Annotated in this window: 14 protein-coding genes; 10 read left to right on the top strand and 4 right to left on the bottom strand. The window is 63.9% G+C overall.

Annotated features, from left to right (window positions below):
* Nucleotides 1-43: 43 nt before the first annotated feature.
* Entirely contained in the window at nucleotides 44-1585 is a 1542-nt protein-coding gene (locus G8O24_RS00865; protein WP_188095556.1) for a bifunctional AfsR/SARP family transcriptional regulator/alpha/beta hydrolase, read from the bottom strand.
* Between the two features lie 136 nt (nucleotides 1586-1721).
* Here G8O24_RS00865 and mddA point away from each other — a divergent pair, with 136 nt between their 5' ends.
* Genes mddA through G8O24_RS00880 form a run of 3 tightly spaced genes read left to right on the top strand, consistent with a single transcriptional unit; the run spans nucleotide 1722 to nucleotide 4268 of the window.
* Nucleotides 1722-2477, top strand: a complete 756-nt coding sequence (gene mddA / locus G8O24_RS00870; protein ID WP_188095559.1) for a methanethiol S-methyltransferase — start codon at nucleotides 1722-1724, stop codon at nucleotides 2475-2477.
* Nucleotides 2474-3475 (top strand): NADPH:quinone oxidoreductase family protein, encoded by a 1002-nt coding sequence (locus tag G8O24_RS00875; protein ID WP_188095560.1) that lies wholly within the window; start codon nucleotides 2474-2476, stop codon nucleotides 3473-3475. Before mddA ends, G8O24_RS00875 begins: the two co-directional genes overlap by 4 nt.
* Nucleotides 3476-3512: 37 nt before the next feature.
* Nucleotides 3513-4268: a hotdog family protein gene (locus G8O24_RS00880; RefSeq protein ID WP_188095562.1), complete on the top strand. Its 756-nt coding sequence runs from the start codon at nucleotides 3513-3515 to the stop codon at nucleotides 4266-4268.
* Nucleotides 4269-4306: 38 nt separating this feature from the next.
* Here the strand turns inward: G8O24_RS00880 and treZ are convergent, their stop codons facing one another.
* A complete protein-coding gene (gene treZ / locus G8O24_RS00885; RefSeq protein ID WP_191093000.1) occupies nucleotides 4307-6169 on the bottom strand; it encodes a malto-oligosyltrehalose trehalohydrolase in 1863 nt (620 codons plus the stop codon).
* 337 nt (nucleotides 6170-6506) lie between these two features.
* On the opposite strand from treZ, the gene glgA reads away from it, so the two are divergent.
* The 4 genes from glgA (at nucleotide 6507) to G8O24_RS00905 (ending at nucleotide 12071) form a co-directional block, all read left to right on the top strand.
* Nucleotides 6507-7916, top strand: coding sequence for a glycogen synthase GlgA (gene glgA / locus G8O24_RS00890; RefSeq protein WP_188095564.1), 1410 nt, complete (start codon nucleotides 6507-6509; stop codon nucleotides 7914-7916).
* A 223-nt stretch (nucleotides 7917-8139) separates the two neighbouring features.
* A complete protein-coding gene (locus G8O24_RS00895; RefSeq protein WP_188095566.1) occupies nucleotides 8140-8421 on the top strand; it encodes a DUF3606 domain-containing protein in 282 nt (93 codons plus the stop codon).
* A gap of 23 nt (nucleotides 8422-8444) precedes the next feature.
* On the top strand, nucleotides 8445-10682 hold the full coding sequence (gene glgX / locus G8O24_RS00900) for a glycogen debranching protein GlgX (protein ID WP_188095568.1): 2238 nt from the start codon (nucleotides 8445-8447) through the stop codon (nucleotides 10680-10682).
* A 168-nt stretch (nucleotides 10683-10850) separates the two neighbouring features.
* Nucleotides 10851-12071: a GGDEF domain-containing protein gene (locus G8O24_RS00905; RefSeq protein ID WP_188095570.1), complete on the top strand. Its 1221-nt coding sequence runs from the start codon at nucleotides 10851-10853 to the stop codon at nucleotides 12069-12071.
* 45 nt (nucleotides 12072-12116) lie between these two features.
* Here the strand turns inward: G8O24_RS00905 and G8O24_RS00910 are convergent, their stop codons facing one another.
* Nucleotides 12117-13013 carry a LysR family transcriptional regulator gene (locus tag G8O24_RS00910; RefSeq protein WP_188095572.1) on the bottom strand — a complete coding sequence of 299 codons (897 nt, stop codon included), beginning with the start codon at nucleotides 13011-13013 and terminating at the stop codon, nucleotides 12117-12119.
* 113 nt (nucleotides 13014-13126) lie between these two features.
* On the opposite strand from G8O24_RS00910, the gene G8O24_RS00915 reads away from it, so the two are divergent.
* The 3 genes from G8O24_RS00915 to G8O24_RS00925 all read left to right on the top strand — a co-directional run bounded on the left by G8O24_RS00915 (nucleotide 13127) and on the right by G8O24_RS00925 (nucleotide 16671).
* The gene (locus tag G8O24_RS00915; RefSeq protein WP_188095574.1) at nucleotides 13127-13879 is read left to right on the top strand and encodes an SDR family NAD(P)-dependent oxidoreductase; all 753 of its coding nucleotides are present in this window, start codon (nucleotides 13127-13129) and stop codon (nucleotides 13877-13879) included.
* Nucleotides 13880-14053: 174 nt separating this feature from the next.
* The gene (locus G8O24_RS00920) at nucleotides 14054-14437 is read left to right on the top strand and encodes a nuclear transport factor 2 family protein (protein WP_188095576.1); all 384 of its coding nucleotides are present in this window, start codon (nucleotides 14054-14056) and stop codon (nucleotides 14435-14437) included.
* A 578-nt stretch (nucleotides 14438-15015) separates the two neighbouring features.
* Complete coding sequence (locus tag G8O24_RS00925) at nucleotides 15016-16671, top strand: amidohydrolase (protein WP_376708067.1); 1656 nt, start codon at nucleotides 15016-15018, stop codon at nucleotides 16669-16671.
* A 262-nt stretch (nucleotides 16672-16933) separates the two neighbouring features.
* Here the strand turns inward: G8O24_RS00925 and G8O24_RS00930 are convergent, their stop codons facing one another.
* Nucleotides 16934-18130, bottom strand: coding sequence for a TrmJ/YjtD family RNA methyltransferase (locus G8O24_RS00930; RefSeq protein ID WP_188095579.1), 1197 nt, complete (start codon nucleotides 18128-18130; stop codon nucleotides 16934-16936).
* Nucleotides 18131-18191 lie beyond the last annotated feature (61 nt).

The following is an 18191-nucleotide window of genomic DNA, read 5'->3' on the forward strand; positions in this document are numbered from 1 at the left end:
GGTGGGTTACGCCGTGCGAACCGCGCTTCGCGCAGTCGCAGGGCTAATCCACCCTACGAACAAACTCTCCGATCGCGTCCAGCGCCGGCTGCTGGTCGCCTGCAAAAAACCAGTGATCGTCACCGTCGAGCTCGACGAACTGCGCCCCCTTGATCCGGTGCGCGAGATCGCGACCGGCCGCGATGCGCACGGCCTTGTCGCCGCGCCGGTGCAGCACCAGTGTCGGCGCCCTGATGTGCGGCAGCAACTGGCGCACATCGGCATCGCGAAATGCGTCCAGCACGGCCGAGATGCCGCCCGGACTGGACGCCGCGCGGAGCAGCCCGGCCCACCAGGCACGCGCCTGCGGATCGCTGGCAAGGCTCGGCGCGAAGGCTTCGATCCCGACCGGCCCGCCCCATTGCGTGACGAGATGCCTGCTCCAGGCCTCATACTGACTGACGCGGAGCGCGTGCGGATAGTCCTCGGCCCAGCAGCCTTTGGCGAGCGCGCCGAACAGGATGAGCCCGGCGACGCGATGGGGATCATCGACCGCGAATTTGATGCAAGCCGGCCCGCATTCCGAGGCGCCGAACAGCACGACGCGCCGGGCGTCCGCGGCCCGCAGCACGGTGCCGATATCTTCCGCGGTGACGTCGATGCCGGGCGCCGAGCCGACCCGATCGGACAGCCCGATGCCGCGGCGATCGAACACGATCAGGCGCCCGAGCTGCATCAATGACGCCAGGAACGTCCGGCTTGCAGGATGCTCCCAGGCACGTTCCACATGCGAGACGAAGCCGGGCATGACCAGGATGTCGAGCGGACCGCTGCCATGGGTCTGGTACGCCAGATGCACACCCGCGCCCTTCACATAGCGCGTCGTCGGAAGCGCCTGCATCGCGGCGGCAGGATTCATCAGCGCCTCGGTTTCGGCTTCGGGCGCGACGCCGAGCTCGTCGCGCAGCCGCTGCGTCAGCGCCGCGTGATGCCGTTCGGCCGCGCTGCGGTCGCCCGACAACAGCAGGCTGCGGATCAGATGCCGGCCATAGACTTCGCTGAACGGATCGAGCTCGACCAGACGCCCGGCATAGGCGGTCGCGGCAGAATGATCGCCGGCGGCGTTCTTGTCCTGCACGAGACGTTCGAGTGCGTGCACGAGCCGTCCCCGCAATGCCTCGCGGCGAAAGAACGCCCACTCGTCGAATGCCGGCGAATCGTCCGGTGAGAAACCGGCAAGGAAATCCCCCCGGTAGATCTGGCACGCCTCTTCGAACGCAGCGCGGTCGCAGGCGCTCTCGAACAGATGCGTGTCGATCGTCAGCGCGAGCGATGGAGACCAGCGCACGCTGGTGCGATCGGTCTCGAACACGGGCTCGCCGAGCGCGAGCTCGATGCGATGAAGCAGGCGCCGCAAGCGCGCCAGCCCGGTCTCCCGATCGGCCTCAGGCCACAGCCACGTGGCCATGACGTCCCGCGCGACCGCGCCCCTGGCTTCGGCGAGATAGACCAGCAGCGCGAGGCCCTTGCGCAGGGCCAGCCTGATCGGGCGGCCACCGGCATGGACCTCCGGGAACCCGAACGCGCCAAGCAAGAAAGCCGTCATGGAGTTCTCCCTCCGCCCGGGGGACGCACAGGGGACGGTCGCGCGGTAGCCATCGGGCCAGATCGAGCCCCTTCGCAAGCGGGCGAATTAGGCTCCTGCATGCGGCACCACCGTGTCAGGCACAATAGGACAAAACATGGTCTCGCGCTTCCTGATCCTGCTCTACGCCCTCGTGAGCTACACCCTGTTCACGCTTTCATTTCTCTATGCGCTCGGTTTCGTCGGCAATTATGTCGTGCCGAAGTCGATCGACGTCGGCAACCCCGCAAATGCGAGCGAGGCCATTGTCGTCGATCTGCTGCTGATGAGCCTGTTTGCGATCCAGCACAGCGTGATGGCGCGCCCCGGCTTCAAGCGATGGTCCGCCAGATTGCTTGCCCCGGCCTGCCAGCGCAGCACCTATGTGCTGCTCTCCAGCCTCGTCCTCCTGTTGCTGTTCTGGCAGTGGCGTCCGATCCCGACCGTGATCTGGCAGACCGACGGGCTCGTGGCCTGGCTGCTGATCTCAGTGCATTGGCTCGGCTGGCTGATCGCGTTCGCTTCGACCCACATGATCGATCATTTCGATCTGTTCGGCCTGCGCCAGGCTGTCGCCGCGTGGCGCGGAGCCAAGATATCGGGTCAATCGTTCCGAACGCCCCTGCTCTACAAGATCGTACGGCATCCGATCATGCTCGGCTTCCTGCTCGCGTTCTGGGCCACGCCCGAGATGACCTCCGGCCATCTCTTGTTCGCGCTCGCCAACACCGCCTACATCCTGGTCGCGCTGCAGTTCGAGGAACGGGATCTGATCGCCGAGTTCGGGGCGACCTACCAAAACTATCGCCGGCGCGTCCCCATGCTGTTGCCGCGCCTGTTCGGTCGTCGCCAGACGGAAAGCGCGCCGCGATGAGAGCCGTGCTGTGCAGCTCCTTCACCGGACCGCAGGATTTGCGCCTCGGCGAGATCGCCGAGCCGAGGCCAGCCGCCGACGAGATTCTCATCGACGTCCATGCAGCCTCCGTCAGCTTCATGGACCAGTTGCTGGTCTCGGGCCTCTACCAGATGCGCCCGCCCCTGCCCTTCGTGCCCGGCACGGAAGCTTCGGGTGTCGTCGCCGCTGTCGGCGACGACGTCACACAATTCGCTCCAGGCGACCGCGTCGCATGCAGCAGCTGGACCGGCGGCTACGCAGAGCGGATGATCGCCAAGGAATCCAAGAGCGTGCGCCTGCCTGACGGCGTCGCGTTCGAGGCCGCCGCGACGGTGCTGCACGTCTACGGCACCGCCCATTACGCACTGGTCGAACGGGCTCGGGCGCGAGCCGGCGAGACCGTGTTCATCACGGGCGCCGCCGGCGGCGTCGGACTTGCCGCCGTCGATCTCGGCCGTCATCTCGGCCTGCGCGTCATCGCCGGCATCGGCTCCGACGACAAGGCCGCGCTGGTGCGCCGCTATGGGGCCAGCGAGGTCGTCAACTATCGCAGCGAGGATCTGCGCGACCGGATCAAGTCGCTCACCTCGGGCCAAGGAATCGATCAAGGAATCGATCAAGGCATCGATATCGGTTTCGACAATATCGGAGGCGCGGTCCTCGAGCAGATGGCCCGGCTGATGAACTGGGGCGGCCGGCTGATGCCGATCGGCTTCGCGAGCGGCACGATTCCACAGGTCCCGATGAACCTGCCGTTGTTGAAGAACTATGCGATCATCGGCGTCTTCGTCGGCGCCTGGGCCGAAAGATTTTCCGCCGAGGCAGCGCGCATGAACGAGACGTTGATGCTATTGCTTGCCGACGGAAAAATCCGCCCACACATCGATCGCATCCTCCCTTTGGAGGACGCCGGCAAAGCCATGCATGCTATCGCCGACAGGACAGTTCAGGGAAGAATTGTGCTCAAGATCCGATAGAGTGCGCGCGGACTTGTCAAGACAGGAAGGCCAGGCTTTGAGCGAGATCATCATCGACAAGCGCTTTTGCGGCCCGCCGAACTCCGGCAATGGCGGCTATGTGTGCGGCCGCCTGGCCCGGCAGATTGCGGGAGCCGCCGAGGTGACGCTGCGTGCGCCGCCTCCCCTGGACACACCGCTCGGCGCGAGCGCGACCGATGACGGCACATGGGAGCTTCGCGACAGCGCCAAGGTCGTCGCGACCGGTCGCGCGGTGGGTGTCGAGCTCTCACGACTGGAAACAGCCAGCTTCGAAGAAGCCCGCGCTGCGGAATTGCTGACGCTGGTCAAGCCGCACGAGCATCCGCTGCCGACTTGTTTCGTCTGCGGCCCCGCGAGGGCCAAGGGAGACGGCTTGCGCATCTTTGCCGGACCGCTCGGACGTCGTGCGCAGACTCCCGTCCTCGCGGCGAGTTGGGTCCCAGATCAGAACTTGAGCGACGACGATGGCCTCGTCGCACCCGAATTTCTCTGGTCGGCACTCGATTGTCCGACCGGCTTTGCCTGCAATTGCGATCCTCAAAGCAACGCCGTCGACAAGACGCCGCTCCTGCTCGGACGAATGTCCGCGCGCATCGAGACCCGCCCGCGTGCCGGCGACCGCTGCATCATCACGGCATGGCCGACCGGCCGCGACGGCCGCAAGCGCATGGCCGAGGCCGCGCTGCATGATGAGGCCGGGAGGTTACTGGCGGTGGCCCGAACGACATGGATTGCGGTGGATCGGAACGTGCAGCTTGGAGGAGCTTCATAGCGGCGGCACACGGCCCCTGGGCGCCGACCTGGGGCGTCTCACGCCTCCGCGAGTGTTACGGTGATATCGCCTGGCAACAATGCTCCTGCCTCTACCGCAAGTCCTCGCCACAGACATTCGGCCGCCACCATTTTCGGGAGAGGTAGCGGGTGGTCGGAAAAATTGGCGACAATCTGCAGAATGTCCCCCCTCGTCGTCTGCCAGCGCACGTCTATGCCGCCGCTGCCGGGATCGCCGAGAAGCTTGCGCTGCGCCGAAACAAAGCCGCGCTTGATGAGAGGCACGATCTTCTCGCGCCGTATCGTCAGCAGTTGCGTCGTCAACGCGCGGAACTTGGCGCTTGCGGGGGAATGGTCGATGCTGCTCCAGTCGAGCTTCGAGGCCCGGAAGGTTCTCTCGTCGCACGGGTCCGGAATCCGGGCGCGCATCTCGGGCGTCGAGAATGCCTTGAAATGCGAAAACTCCTTGCGCCGCCCCTCCCGCGTCAACTCGGCCGCTTCCCCGGTCCAGTCGGCAAAGAACAGGAACGGCGTCTCGACGGCCGCTTCCTCGCCCATGAAAAGCAGCGGAATGTGCGGATTGAGCAAGACCAGCGCCATTGCTTGCGCGAGCTTGTCCGGATGCACCAATTTTGACAGTCGCTCACCTAAAGCCCTGTTGCCGATCTGGTCGTGGTTTTGCGCAAAGAAGATGGTGGCCTCTGGCGGAAGGTGGCCACTCGGCTCGCCGCGTGGGGCATCGTGAAGCGGAAAGACTTCACCCTGGTAGGCGAAGCCTTCGGTTAGGGATCGCGCGAGGTGCTCGAGCGGCTTGTCGGCAAAAGCGCGATAATATCCTTCATTCTCGCCGGTCAGCAGCACATGCAGCGCGTTGTGGAAATCGTCGCCCCATTGCGCCTCGTAATATCTGGCTTGGCCGTTTGAACGATCGAGCAGATGGGCCTGATTGGCCTCGTTCTCCAGCATCAGATGCACGCGCCGGCCGGGCAATTGATGGCGCACGGTCTCGGCAAGCTCTATCAGAAAGTGTCGTTCGGAATCGTCCTTGAGAGCGTGAACGGCGTCGAACCGCAGCCCGTCGAAACCGTAGTCGCGCAGCCACATCAGCGCGTTCTCGATCAGAAACTCGCGCGCGAACGCACCGTCGCGTCCCTCGAGATTGACGGCCGGCCCCCACCCCGTGCTGTGGCGGGCGGTGAAGAAGTTCTCCGCATAGAGGTGCAGATAGTTCAGCTGCGGCCCGAAATGATTATAGACCACATCGAGATAGACCATGACGTCGAGGTCGTGGGCCGCGCGCAAAAGCGCCTTGAGATCCTGCGGCCTGCCGTAGCGTGCGTTGGGCGCATTCAGCAGCACGCCGTCATAGCCCCAATTATGCCGGCCGGGGACATCGTTGAGCGGCATCAGCTCGATGGCGGTGATGCCGAGATCGCGCAGATAGGGCAGCCGCGCCTCCACGCCGGCATAGGTGCCCTCTTGGCTGAAGGTCCCGACATGGAGCTCGTAGATGACCGCTTCCGCCCAAGGACGGCCGGGATAGAGGATGGAATCCCGGAAGGCCGCCGTGTCCACCACCTCGCTCGCTGCGCCGACATCATCCGGCTGGAACAAGGAGGCCGGGTCCGGGACGATCAGGTTCTCGTTGGTCCTGAACTGATAGCGCGTGCCGGCATGAGCCGTCGGGCTGAACAATTGGCACCAACCGTCGTCGTCACGCGGCATCAGCCGTGGCGGCTGGCCGATCTCCAGAAGTTCGACCAATCGCGCAGTCGGCGCCCAAAGGTTGAAAACGACCCCACCGTCGACAATCTCCGGACCGTGGCGCCGAGCCCGGCCCGCTATTCCCAGTCTGTGATTCAAACCTGCCCGCCTTTCAAATCGACGCCGAGGATAGGGCATGCTTCAGCGGCGGGTCGGCGGAGGAGCCGGTTTACGATCGCTTGATCATGCCTCAGCACGAAAAAGCTGGCGTGCTTGCATTCGTTCCTCGCAGCAGATTTGGCCTTGAAGGTCATGACACAGCGGTGCCTCGATGAGCCGCCACGCGTCTCGACGAGCGCCGGCCTGTGTACACTTTTGCACCGAGCCGCCAAGAAAAACCCAATTGTCGTCAGGCTTTAGGAACCTTTTGTGCGCCGCAGAATTAGATGCATAGCGCTTCGCTGAGGAAGCGCCCTGGAATTCAAAGATGGTTGGCAAAGGCCACAATCGTCCCCGCGGCAGGTGGGCATAGCGAATGCGGATTCTGTTCGCGACGCCCGAAGTATCAGACTTCATTCAAGTTGGCGGCCTTGCCGCGGTCTCGGCAGCTCTGCCGCGCGCGTTGCGCGATTTTGCCGACGTCCGCGTCATCATCCCGGGCTATCCGGCCGTGCTGGGCGGTTTGCCGGATATCAAGAATGCAGGGCGATGCGCACCGTTTGCCGCGCTACCCGCTTTCGACATCGACCTCGGGCACACCGCGGACGGGCTGGCCTATTATGTCGTCCGTTGTCCGGAGCTCTACGAGCGGGACGGCACGCCCTACGCCGACGGCCGCGGCGCGGACTGGGGCGACAACAATGTGAGATTCGCCACCTTCTCCTATGCCGCCGCACAGCTCGCCAGAGGCTTGGTCGACAAGGACTGGTCGGCTGACCTGGTCCATGCCAACGACTGGCAGTGCGCTCTGATACCCGGCTATCTCGAATGGCACTACGCGCACATCCCGACCGTCTTCACGATCCACAACCTCGCCTACCAGGGCGTCTTCGACAGGAGTTCGCTGGCACCGCTCGGCATTCCCGAGGCAAGCTTCAATATCGATGGAGTCGAATTCTACAATCGTCTGTCCTTCATCAAGGCGGGTCTCGTCTATGCCTCCCACCTGACGACCGTCAGCCAGACCTACGCCCGGGAGATCACCACCTCGGAGTTCGGCTGCGGCCTTGAAGGCCTTCTGCAGCAGCGGGCCGATCGCAACCAATTGTCCGGCATTCTGAACGGCATCGACGAGAGCTGGGATCCGCGGACCTGCTCGTCGCTGTTGCAGCCGTTTGGCGCCGGCGACTGGGCCGAACGCTCTTTGAATGCCGATAATGTCAGGGATCAGTTCGGCCTTGCGGTCTCGCGAGGTCCGCTGTTCGCCCTCGTCGCCCGGCTCGTTCATCAGAAGGGCATCGACCTCGTGATCGACAGCGCGCAAGCGATCGTCGATGCCGGCGGCCAGATTGTCGTCACCGGCAAGGGCGAGCCGCAATTCGAGCAGGCCCTGCTCCAGGCTCAAGCCCGCGCGCCGCGATCCATCGCCGTCAAGATCGGCTTCGACGATGCCGAGGCGCGGAAGATCTTCGCCGGCAGCGACTTCACGCTGATGCCCTCGCGCTTCGAGCCCTGCGGCTTGAGTCAGATGTACGCCCAGCGCTTCGGCTCGCTGCCGATCGGCCATCGCACCGGTGGTCTTGCTGAAACCATCGTCGATGGCGAGACGGGCTTCCTGTTCGACCGCGTCTCCGCTCCCGGTTTCCTCGGAAGCCTCTGCCGGGCCTTCTCGACGTTCGGCATGAAGGATCGACTCGATCACATGCGCAGGGCTGCGATGGCGCAAGCCTTCAGCTGGAGCCAGTCCGCCAAATCCTACGCCGAGCTCTACAAATCATCGATCTAGACAGGCGCCGAAAGCGAAGAACCTTCTGACGACTTTTTTCCGCCTGCCAACGCGCCGGCAAACGCCGGAGCTCGACTTTGCTCGCCCACCGCGACGATGAGCGCGCGATCAGGATGCCAATACCTTTGATCGGCTTGCGATCCTTGCGGACTGACGTCTTCAGTCAAGGCCTGGAACAGAAGTGTTGAGCGGCGGTTTACGATTTCACACAGGAGTTGCCGCCATGCGCCGCTCGATCCCCAAGCCGATCCGCAACAAGCTCGACCTTACCGACCGCGTTCAGATGCGCCTCGTCAGAAAGCGGCTGGGCCTCTCCGATGCCGAGCTGACCGCGATCGTGGAGCGGATCGGAAATTCCATCTCTGCGATCAGCAAGGAAGCTGCGCAGCAGCGCGCCAGCGCGCTGCCCAAGCCGGCCGATGTGCCTCCCGCGGCGGTGATCGCTTCGGCTGCGGCCAGTGAGCCAGCGCCGGCCGATATTGCCGCAACAGCACCGACATCCTGACCGGATTTTCATTGGGGGCAGACATGGACCAGAAAACCCATCCGGACGACGCCCTGACGCGGGCGGCGTCGAGCCTGCGCCGTTCACGGATCACCGAGGGCAAACCGTTTCCACTCGGCGCCACCTGGGACGGGCTCGGCGTCAACTTCGCGCTGTTCTCGGCGCACGCCACCAAGGTCGAACTCTGCCTGTTCGACGATGATGGTCAAACCGAGCTGGAGCGGATCGAGCTTCCGGAATATACCGACGAGGTCTGGCACGGCTATCTGCCGTCGGCGCGCCCCGGCACAGTCTATGGCTATCGCGTTCATGGGCCTTATGAGCCTGACGCCGGCCACCGCTTCAATCCCAACAAGCTCGTGCTCGACCCCTATGCAAGGCAGCTGGTCGGGCAATTGCGCTGGGGGCCGGAGCTGTTCGGCTACCAGCTCGATCACGCCGACAAGGATCTCTCCTTCGACGAGCGCGATAGCGCGCCCCTGATGCAGAAGTGCCGCGTCATAGATCCAGCCTTCACCTGGGGCACGGCGCGCAAGCCCGAAGTGCCCTGGGAACGAACGATCGTTTACGAAATGCATGTGAAGGGCTTTACCCAGCTGCACCCGCTGGTGCCCGAGGCGGACCGCGGCACGTTCTCAGGGCTCGCGCATAGCGAGATCCCCGCTTATCTGCGCTCCATCGGCATCACCAGCGCCGAGCTGTTGCCGATCCATGCGTTCGTCGACGACAGCTATCTGGTCGACAAAGGCCTGCGGAACTATTGGGGCTACAACTCCATCGCATTCTTCGCGCCGGAGCCGCGCTACCTGAAGACGCCGTTCGCGAACGAATTCAAGGAAATGGTCAACCAGTTCCACGCGCACGGCATCGAGGTCATCCTGGACGTCGTTTACAATCACACCGCGGAAGGCAACGAGCTCGGGCCCACGCTATCGTTCAAGGGCATCGACAACGCCAATTATTACCGGCTGCTGCCGGACCAGAAGCGTTACTACATCAACGACACCGGCACCGGAAACACCGTGAATCTGTCGCATCCGCGGGTGCTCCAGCTGGTTGCGGATTCGCTGCGCTATTGGGCAACCGAGATGCGGGTCGACGGCTTTCGCTTCGATCTCGCCACCATCCTGGCGCGCGAGCCCTATGGCTTCGACGAAGGCGGCGGCTTCCTCGACGCCTGCCGCCAGGATCCCGTGCTGTCCAGCGTCAAGCTGATCGCGGAGCCTTGGGACATCGGCCCTGGCGGTTACCAGGTCGGTCAGTTTCCGCCTGGCTGGGCCGAGTGGAATGACAAGTTCAGGGACACTGTCCGGGCCTTCTGGAAGGGTGATCCCGGCACTCTCGCTGATTTCGCCAAACGCATCACCGGATCCGGCGATCTTTTCAACAAGCGCGGACGTCGGCCCTGGGCCAGTGTCAACTTCGTTACGGCGCATGACGGCTTCAACCTCAATGATCTCGTCTCCTACAACGAGAAGCACAACGAGGCGAACGGCGAGGACAATCGCGACGGCCACAGCAACAACCATTCCTGGAATTGCGGCGCCGAAGGACCGACTGATGATCCTGACATCACGGCGCTGCGCGAACGCCAGAAGCGGAATATGCTCGCGACGATGCTGCTGTCCCACGGCACGCCAATGCTGCTCGCAGGCGACGAATTTGGACACACGCAGCGAGGCAACAACAATGCCTATGCCCAGGACAACGAAACCACCTGGCTCGACTGGATGGGCATCACGGCGAATGGCCGCAACCTTCGTGAATTCGCGCGCAAGCTGATCGCGACGCGCAAGGCCTTCCCGATCCTTTACCGCAGCCGGTTCCTGGTCGGCTCCCACAATGAAGAGCTCGACGTCAAGGACGTGACGTGGCTGGCCCCATCAGGCGAAGAGATGACCAGCGAGCAATGGCAGGACGGCAACGCCAAGTGCTTCGGCATGCTGCTCGACGGGCGCGCCCAGGAGACCGGCATCAAGCGCCGCGGCTCGGACGCCACCATGCTGCTGGTCTATAACGCCCATTACGACGTCGTGAATTTCACCCTGCCGCCCGTCACCGACGGAAGCCGCTGGCTGGGGCTGATCGATACCAATCAGCCTGAGGCCCAGATGCCTGCTTTCGAATTCGATCATGCGTACGCGGTGACGGGCCGGTCGCTCGTCGTCTTTGGTCTTGCCACCGAAAGCGCCGCGACGCGTCGCCTGCGTCAAGGTGTCGGCGCGCTGCTGGACATCGTCGAAGCGCCGCTCCCCGGCTAGATTGCCGGTCGAGCGGGAGGCATTCCTCGCGCGGCGGTGATGTCGCCGCCACGACCTTGATCGAATTTACCTTCCGTCAAGCAAGGCTTACGATCGGAGGAGGCCTGTAAAGGCGGCTTTAGCACCCCTTCGTCTTTGGTCATCCCCAAGAGAAGGGGATGCGCTGGAATGGTGTCCAACGGCGGACGATACAGCTTGCCGCGCTGGCGCGTGATGCGGTGGTTAACCGACGTCGGCCCCGACGTGCCGGCCGACATTCGCGCAGCGCTCATCGCCCAGCTCTTCGGTGCGATCCCGATCTTTGCGGGCGGCGCCATCAATTCCGTCGCGATCGCCGCCATCATCGCCTATCGCCAGCAGACCGGGCTGCTCGTCGCCTGGTTCGTGATCGAGCTCGCAATTTGCCTTGCCCGCCTCGCGGTTCTGGTCGCGGCGCATCGCGCCATCCGGCTGCACCGGCCCACCCCGACCGATCTTCATCTCTTGCTCTCGCTGGCCTGGAGTCTGAGCCTCGGATTGGGCGCGGTCGCGAGCATCGGCAGCGGCGACTGGCTCGTCGGGATGCTTGCCTCGATGTCCACGGCGGCAATGATCGGCGGCATCTGCTTCCGCAATTTCGGCGCACCGCGATTTGCCGGACTCATGATCCTGATCTGCCTCGGCCCCATCGTCGTTTACATCGCTTTTCTCGGCGAACCGATGCTCTACATCATGATCTATCAGGTCCCGATGTATCTTGGAGCAATGGCCGGCGCAGCGTTCCGGCTCAACAGGATTCTGATCACGACCATGCGGGCTGAGCGCGAGAACAGCCACCGCGCGCACCATGATGCGCTGACGGGTCTGCTGAACCGCGCCGGATTTCTCCATGCACTGGAGTCGAAGCTCGCTGAATCCGGTCGTGAGGACCGTCCCATGGCCCTGTTCTTCTCCGATCTCGACGAGTTCAAGCCGATCAATGACACGTTCGGCCATGCAGCCGGCGATCAGGTGCTCCAGGGTGTGGCCGAGCGACTGCGCGGCGCGGTACCCGAAGGCGCGGCGATCGCGCGGATGGGCGGTGACGAATTTGTCGCGCTGGTCGATGGCCTCACAGCCGAGCAGGCGCTGGCGTTGGGACAACGCATCGTCGGCGAGATCGCGGCGCCCTATCAGGTCGATGGAGAAACCCGCGTCAGCATCGGCGCGAGCGTCGGTATTGCGCTCTCCCCGGATCATGGCTCCCGAGTGGACGATCTGCTCGCGGTCGCAGATGCGGCTCTCTACGAGGCGAAGTCGGGCGGCAAGTCACGTTGCTGCCTGGCTTCGGTCGAGGTCGGCCTGACCGCGCTGCGCCGCCTTCAGCCCAGCGGCAGGCGCGCCATGACCGGGGCCAGCGCCGCCGCCTGAGCGCGACTGAGCCCGGCTGGATCGGCTCCGCCGTGGTCGTGCCCCTTATGAGACCAACGTCTTGGAAAAACCCGCCGCCAGATGATCGATCAGCGCGCGCACGGCGCGAGGCAGGCCGCGTCGTGTCGTGAACACGAGATGCACCATGCCCCGGTGGCCGCGCCATTCCGACAATACGCGGACGAGCTTGCCCTGCCCCAGCGCCTCCCGGCAGAGATGATCGGGCAGCAGCGCGACGCCGAGGCCGGCGACCGCTGCATCGCGCACCGCGCCGAAGTCGCCGCATCCCATGCGTGGTTCGTGCTTGTGAACGCGCGCCTGCCCGTCATCGGTCTGCAGATGCCATTCGACCAGAGTGTCTTCATCTGACGTCGCCAGGGTGGGGAGTGCAGCCAAATCGTCCACCGTCCGCAACCGGCTTGCCAGCTGCGGGCCCGCGACAAGGATGCGCGTGGACGTGCCGAGCGAGCGCATGGTGAGCGCGGCATCGCCCGTAAGCTCGGAGCGCACACGCAAGGCCAAATCAATCCGCTCGTCGATCAGGTCGACCGGCCGGTCGATGGCGACGAGTTGCAGGCGCACCTTGGGATAGCGGATCAGGAAGCTGGAAATGAGCCCGGAGATCTCAGCGACCATGCCGGTCGGGCAGCTGAAACGAATGCGTCCGTGCGGTTCGGCCTGCGCCTGCGTCACCAGCGCCTCGGCTTGCTCGGCCTCCGCCAGGATCGCGCGGCAGCGCTCGTAGAAGGCTTGCCCCACCTCGGTGACGCGAAAGCGCCGGCTCGACCGTTCGATGAGGCGCAAGCCGAGGCGCTGCTCCAGCCCGGCAATCCGCCGGCTGAGCTTTGACTTGGGCTCGCGCAAGGCCCGCCCGGCGGCGGCGAACCCGCCATGCCCCACCACTTCGGCAAAATAGGCGAAGTCATTCAGATCGGCCTTCATCGTTCCTCCCATAGAACGGTAAGTATCATATTTGGCCACTACTGACATCATCGTTCTATACGCATTTACCTCGGCAACGGCGCGTCTGGCGCAGCTTGCAAAGGAGACGGATGATGACTGACAGGTTCAACAACAAGGTCGTGGTGGTGACCGGCGGCACCAGCGGCATCGGGCTTGCCACCGCAAAAGCTTTCGCGGCCGAGGGCGCCTCGGTGTTCATCACCGGTCGTCGCCAGAACGCGCTCGAGGCGGCGGTGAAGTCAATCGGCGGCCGCGTGACGGGTGTGCAAGGCGACATGGCCAATCTGGCCGACATCGACCGCCTCTACGACGCCATCCAGAAGAAGCACCAGCAGATCGACGTGATCTTCGCCAATGCCGGCGGCGGCGAGTTCGCACCGCTCGGCGCGATCACCGAGGAGCACTATCAGCGCACGTTCGACACCAACGTCAAGGGCGTCCTCTTCACGGTCCAGAAGGCGCTGCCGCTGCTCCGCGACGGCGCGTCCATCGTGTTGAACGCGTCGACCACGAGCGTCTCGGGCACGCCCGCCTTCAGCGTCTATTCGGCGACCAAGGCCGCCGTGCGCAACTTCGCGCGCAACTGGATCCTCGACCTGAAGGACCGGCACATCCGCGTCAACGCCGTCAGCCCCGGCGTCACCGAGACGCACGGACTGAATCATCTGTTCGGCGGCAGCGAGCAAGCGGAAGGCACCAAGACCCAACTCGCCGGGCTCATCCCCGTCGGCCGCATCGGCCAGCCCGAGGAGATCGCCAAGGCCGTGCTGTTCCTCGCCTCCGACGAGGCAAGCTTCGTCAATGGCGTCGAGCTCTTCGTCGACGGTGGTCAGACGCAGATCTGAGCACGTTTCATCATTCGTAAGGTGGGCAAAGGCGCGAAGCGCCCGTGCCCACCGCATCCACATCAGATGATCGATCGAAGCACGGAGCGCACGCTTCCGCCTTCGCTCGTCGAGCTACAGCCGACAGATGGCTTTGCCCAGCCCACAAATCCCATGAAATTTTGGAGAGAACCGATGGCCCGGACCGATGAATCGGCCGATCGCATCCACGACCTGCTTCAGCGCAACCTCCAGGAGGTTTTCGGCGAGGGCGACGCGATGCGGCGCCGTGCCGCCATTGACGAACTTTGGACCGAGAACCCCACCCTGTACGTCCCGCCAGGCGTCATTGTCGGCCGCGACGCGATCGACAAATTCGCCGGCGATCTGCGGGCCACACATCCCCACTTCGTCTACACGCCGACCGGTGAGCCCCAGGCGCTTCACAACGCCGGACGCCTGGCGTGGGGATCAGGTCCGCGCGGCGAAGCCCCTGACTACACCGGATGGGACGTCATCATCGTGGAGGATGGCAAGATCGCTGCGCTTTACGTGTTCCTGGATCAGCGGGGGAAGTGACGGCGCGTTAGTAGGGTGGATTGGCCCGCAGATGTGCACAGCGCATCTGCGGGGCGCAATAAACCACTTCGTTTCGCAATCGATGAAGAGTGGCGGATTTTGCCTCCGGCCACGGCACGAATGGAATTTTCATGACCCGCCCTCCGCGCCCTCGGTGACAACGTGTCCGATCGTCGCGAATATATTCGTCGACGTAGGCCGATCGGAACGCGGGTCGATGCATTCGCCCGCAGCGGTGCGCGTCGAGACGATCCGGCGCCAGCGCCTCAAGTGGAGCCGAGAGACTCGCAATGTTACCGTCGCGGTCGGTCGCGAAGTTAATCACGGGACCGTCCGGATCGAGGTCCCCGAAACGTAGAGCCGCTGGAACGAACCGTAGTGCCGGCGTGCGAGACTCGCCTTCGTGCCGCGCCAGGCCCCATGCAGGCTGTCGCCGTCTTGTGTGATGACCAGACGCCATTGAACCTACGTTGGATCGCAGCTACCCTTGAAACTCTTCGTCCAGCAAAAACAAAATTCATGGGCATGTCATGGTTCGAAAGCTAACGGCATTTGCAACCGCTGCCACGAGCATGTGGATGGCCGGCATCGCATGTGTTAATGCGCAGCAGCCAGAGCTCAATGCTCCTGACCTGGTCGTCATCAACGGAAAGGTTCTGACGCTGGACGAGCGATCAACGGTCACGGAGGCCGTGGCGGTCGCAGATGGGAAGATCATGGCAACCGGGCCAAGTGCTTCGATCAAATCACTGGCAGGTCCGCGGACCCGCGTGATCGATGTGTCAGGCAAGACCGTCATCCCCGGATTGATCGATACTCACGCTCACTTCAAAGCCGCTGGCCTGGCCGACTATGTTGTCCTCATGGGCCGAGCCAAGACGGTCGCTGAAGCACTCGGGGCCATCAAGGCCTTCGCGGCGAAGAAGAAGCCGGGCGAGTGGATTATCGGTGGCGCTTGGCATCCGCCCTCCCAACTGGCCGAGAAGCGCTATCTTACGCGGCAGGAGATCGACAGCGTCGCCCCAGACAATCCGGTCTACCTTCGCACTGTTGGGCACTTCTCGATGGCGAATACGATGGCTCTGCAGCGGGTCGGGATTGACAAGACCACCGAGGACCCGAGCGGAGGAAAGTTTGAGCGCGACGCCGCCGGCGAATTGACGGGCCTGCTTGTGGAGACGGCGATCGATCGGGTCGAGAAGGCCGTACCGCCCTGGACGGAAGACGACGAAATCCGGCAATTCGCCATTGCCGAAGGCGTACTGAACAGCTTCGGCATCACCAGTGTCGTCGAGGGCGCGACAGAGGCGCGCGACATCCGCACCCTGCGGAAGCTTGTCGCGTCTGGAAAAGCGACGTTGCGCACCGGCGCGATGTTTCGGCCCGAGCCCCCGGCCGATCTGAACGCTTGGGAGGCGATCATCGCAGGCAATGGCGTCGCTTCGGGTTTTGGCGACGATTGGCTCAAGTTCGCCGGCATCAAGATCTTCTACGACGGTGGCATGACGCTGAAGACTGCGCTCATCCGCGACGTCTATCCCGATTCACATGACAACTACCATGGCATTGCGCAGCAAACACCTGAGCGGCTGAAGCAACTCATCTCGATCTGCAACCGCTATGACTGGCGTGTCGGTGTTCACGTCGTGGGTGACCTTGGTATTGACCAGGTGCTCGATGCGTTCGAGGCAGTGGATAAGGAAAAATCGATCCGTGACCGTCGTTTCGTCCTCATTCACGCCAGCCTGATCCGGCCAGAACAGATGGAGCGCGCGCAAAAGCTAGGAGTCCGTATCGATTTCCAGAACGTTTTCATGTGGGACAAGGCAGCCACCGTAGAACGATTTCTCGGGAAATCGACCGCTGACCGCGCTGTACCGACCAGGACTTTGATCGAGAAAATGGGGCTCGACAACCTCGGCGCCGGCACCGATTTTCCCGTGAACCCGATCAATCCCTTCCTCAACATGTACATCATGGTCACCAGGAAGGACCCGAGCGGAAACGTCTACGGCGCGGCAGAAGCCGTTACGCGCGAGCAGGCTTTGCGGCTCTACAGCAGCGCGGCATCGCGCTACACGTTCGACGAGGAGCGCAAGGGCACCCTTGAGCCCGGAAAGCTCGCGGACATTGTCGTGCTTTCCGCGGATTACACGGCCGTGCCGGAGGAGCAAATCAAGGACATCAAAGCGGATATGACGCTGGTCGGCGGCAAGGTCGTGTTTCAGCGCTGAAGCGCGTTATCAAGCCGGCGCTAACGTCGCGGTAACAAGCATTTTGACGAGAGAGCAGAGCGACGCGCTGCTAAAGGAGATCGGCAAGCAGCCCTCAAGCGTTTTCGAGCGAAGTGGATACCGGTTCGCGTCAAGAAAATGCGTCAAAATAAGAATCTAGAGCCCCGTTCCGATTCCATCGGAACGGAAAAGGCTCTAGTCGCGATCAGGTCACGGCGTGATTGCATGCGGCCAAGCTCGCTATGCTTGGGAAGCAGCGCCGTCACGTTTGCCTAAGACTCCTTTCCAGCCGCACCAGCTCCGCCTCCAGATCACGCTCCACATCCGCGGCCCGGATCTCCAGCACGCGATAGTCCCGCGCCTCCAGCCACGCCCGCCTTGACGCGCGGTCCGCCGCGATCGTTTCGCCCTCGCCCGGGTTGACCAGCTCGATCGCGATCCTATGCGGAAACGAGACGAAGTCCGGGATGTGGCGCCCCACGGGGGTCTGGCGCTTGAACTGGCCAGCGAAGCGGCGGTCGCGCGTCAGCGCCTGCCACAGCAGGCGCTCGGCATCGGTGGGGTTGCGGCGGAGCAGGCGGGCGAGGCCACGCACCGTCGAGCCGCTGTCGGGCGCGCCGCCGGCCTGGCCGTGCTCGGCCAAGAGCGCCCGCAGGCGCGTGGCCTGCTCGCCGTCGAGCACGCCGCCCTTGGCCGGGCCCTTGCGGCCTTCGGCGATCGCCATCACCACGCCGTGGAGGGTGTGCATGTCCTGCTTGGTCGGCTCCATCCGGCTGAAGATGTTGCGCAGATTGACCAGCATGGTGTCGCGCTTCTCGGCCGGGCGCAGGAATTCGACCCGGTCGAGCTCGCGCACGAGATTGTCGAAGAAGGCCTGCATCTGGTGCTGCGAGGCGCGCTCGGACCGTTCAGGCATCGCATGCGGCAGCGCGCCTGAGGTCGCGCGTTTGAACCATTCGTAGCCGACCAAGAGTACAGCCTGGGCGAGGTTGAGCGAGGCAAAGCCGGGGTTGACCGGGAAGGTGATGATGCGGTTGGAGAGTCCGACCTCCTCGTTGGTCAGGCCCCAGCGCTCCCGGCCGAACAGGATACCGGCCCTGCCGCCCGTGGCGATGTGCCCCGAAATCTCGGCGGCCGCCGCGTCCGGCCCGACCACCGGCTTGGCCTGGTCGTGTGGGCGTGCGGTGGTGGCGAACAACAGGTCGAGGTCGGCGACCGCCTGCTCGACCGTGTCGAACAGTTCGACCTTTTCCAGAATGTGGTCGGCGCCGGCGGCGGCCCGCTGGGCGGCGATATTGGGCCAGCCGTCCCTGGGGTTGACGATACGCAGGGCGCCAAGCGCAAAATTGCCCATGGCGCGCGCCGCCATGCCGATGTTTTCCCCGAGCTGAGGCTCGACCAGGATCACGATGGGACCATCGAGGGCGAGGCCCGTCTTGCTCTTGTCAGTCCCCGACATCTCGTTTCGCTTTCACACTGTCTCTCAAGGCCCTGCCAAGGCTCTCTTCAGGAATTGATTC

It is taken from the genome of Bradyrhizobium campsiandrae, assembly GCF_014529705.1.
GTDB classification, from domain to species: domain Bacteria; phylum Pseudomonadota; class Alphaproteobacteria; order Rhizobiales; family Xanthobacteraceae; genus Bradyrhizobium; species Bradyrhizobium campsiandrae.

Bases quoted from the DNA above. Each gene is read 5' to 3' on its own strand.
- glgX (WP_188095568.1), top strand. From the start codon at position 8,445: ATGGACCAGAAAACCCATCCGGACGACGCCCTGACGCGGGCGGCGTCG.
- G8O24_RS00920 (WP_188095576.1), top strand. From the start codon at position 14,054: ATGGCCCGGACCGATGAATCGGCCGATCGCATCCACGACCTGCTTCAG.
- G8O24_RS00925 (WP_376708067.1), top strand. From the start codon at position 15,016: ATGGCCGGCATCGCATGTGTTAATGCGCAGCAGCCAGAGCTCAATGCT.
- G8O24_RS00910 (WP_188095572.1), bottom strand. From the start codon at position 13,013: ATGAAGGCCGATCTGAATGACTTCGCCTATTTTGCCGAAGTGGTGGGG.
- mddA (WP_188095559.1), top strand. From the start codon at position 1,722: ATGGTCTCGCGCTTCCTGATCCTGCTCTACGCCCTCGTGAGCTACACC.
- glgA (WP_188095564.1), top strand. From the start codon at position 6,507: ATGCGGATTCTGTTCGCGACGCCCGAAGTATCAGACTTCATTCAAGTT.
- G8O24_RS00930 (WP_188095579.1), bottom strand. From the start codon at position 18,130: ATGTCGGGGACTGACAAGAGCAAGACGGGCCTCGCCCTCGATGGTCCC.
- G8O24_RS00915 (WP_188095574.1), top strand. From the start codon at position 13,127: ATGACTGACAGGTTCAACAACAAGGTCGTGGTGGTGACCGGCGGCACC.
- G8O24_RS00875 (WP_188095560.1), top strand. From the start codon at position 2,474: ATGAGAGCCGTGCTGTGCAGCTCCTTCACCGGACCGCAGGATTTGCGC.
- treZ (WP_191093000.1), bottom strand. From the start codon at position 6,169: ATGCCCTATCCTCGGCGTCGATTTGAAAGGCGGGCAGGTTTGAATCAC.
- G8O24_RS00895 (WP_188095566.1), top strand. From the start codon at position 8,140: ATGCGCCGCTCGATCCCCAAGCCGATCCGCAACAAGCTCGACCTTACC.
- G8O24_RS00905 (WP_188095570.1), top strand. From the start codon at position 10,851: ATGGTGTCCAACGGCGGACGATACAGCTTGCCGCGCTGGCGCGTGATG.
- G8O24_RS00865 (WP_188095556.1), bottom strand. From the start codon at position 1,585: ATGACGGCTTTCTTGCTTGGCGCGTTCGGGTTCCCGGAGGTCCATGCC.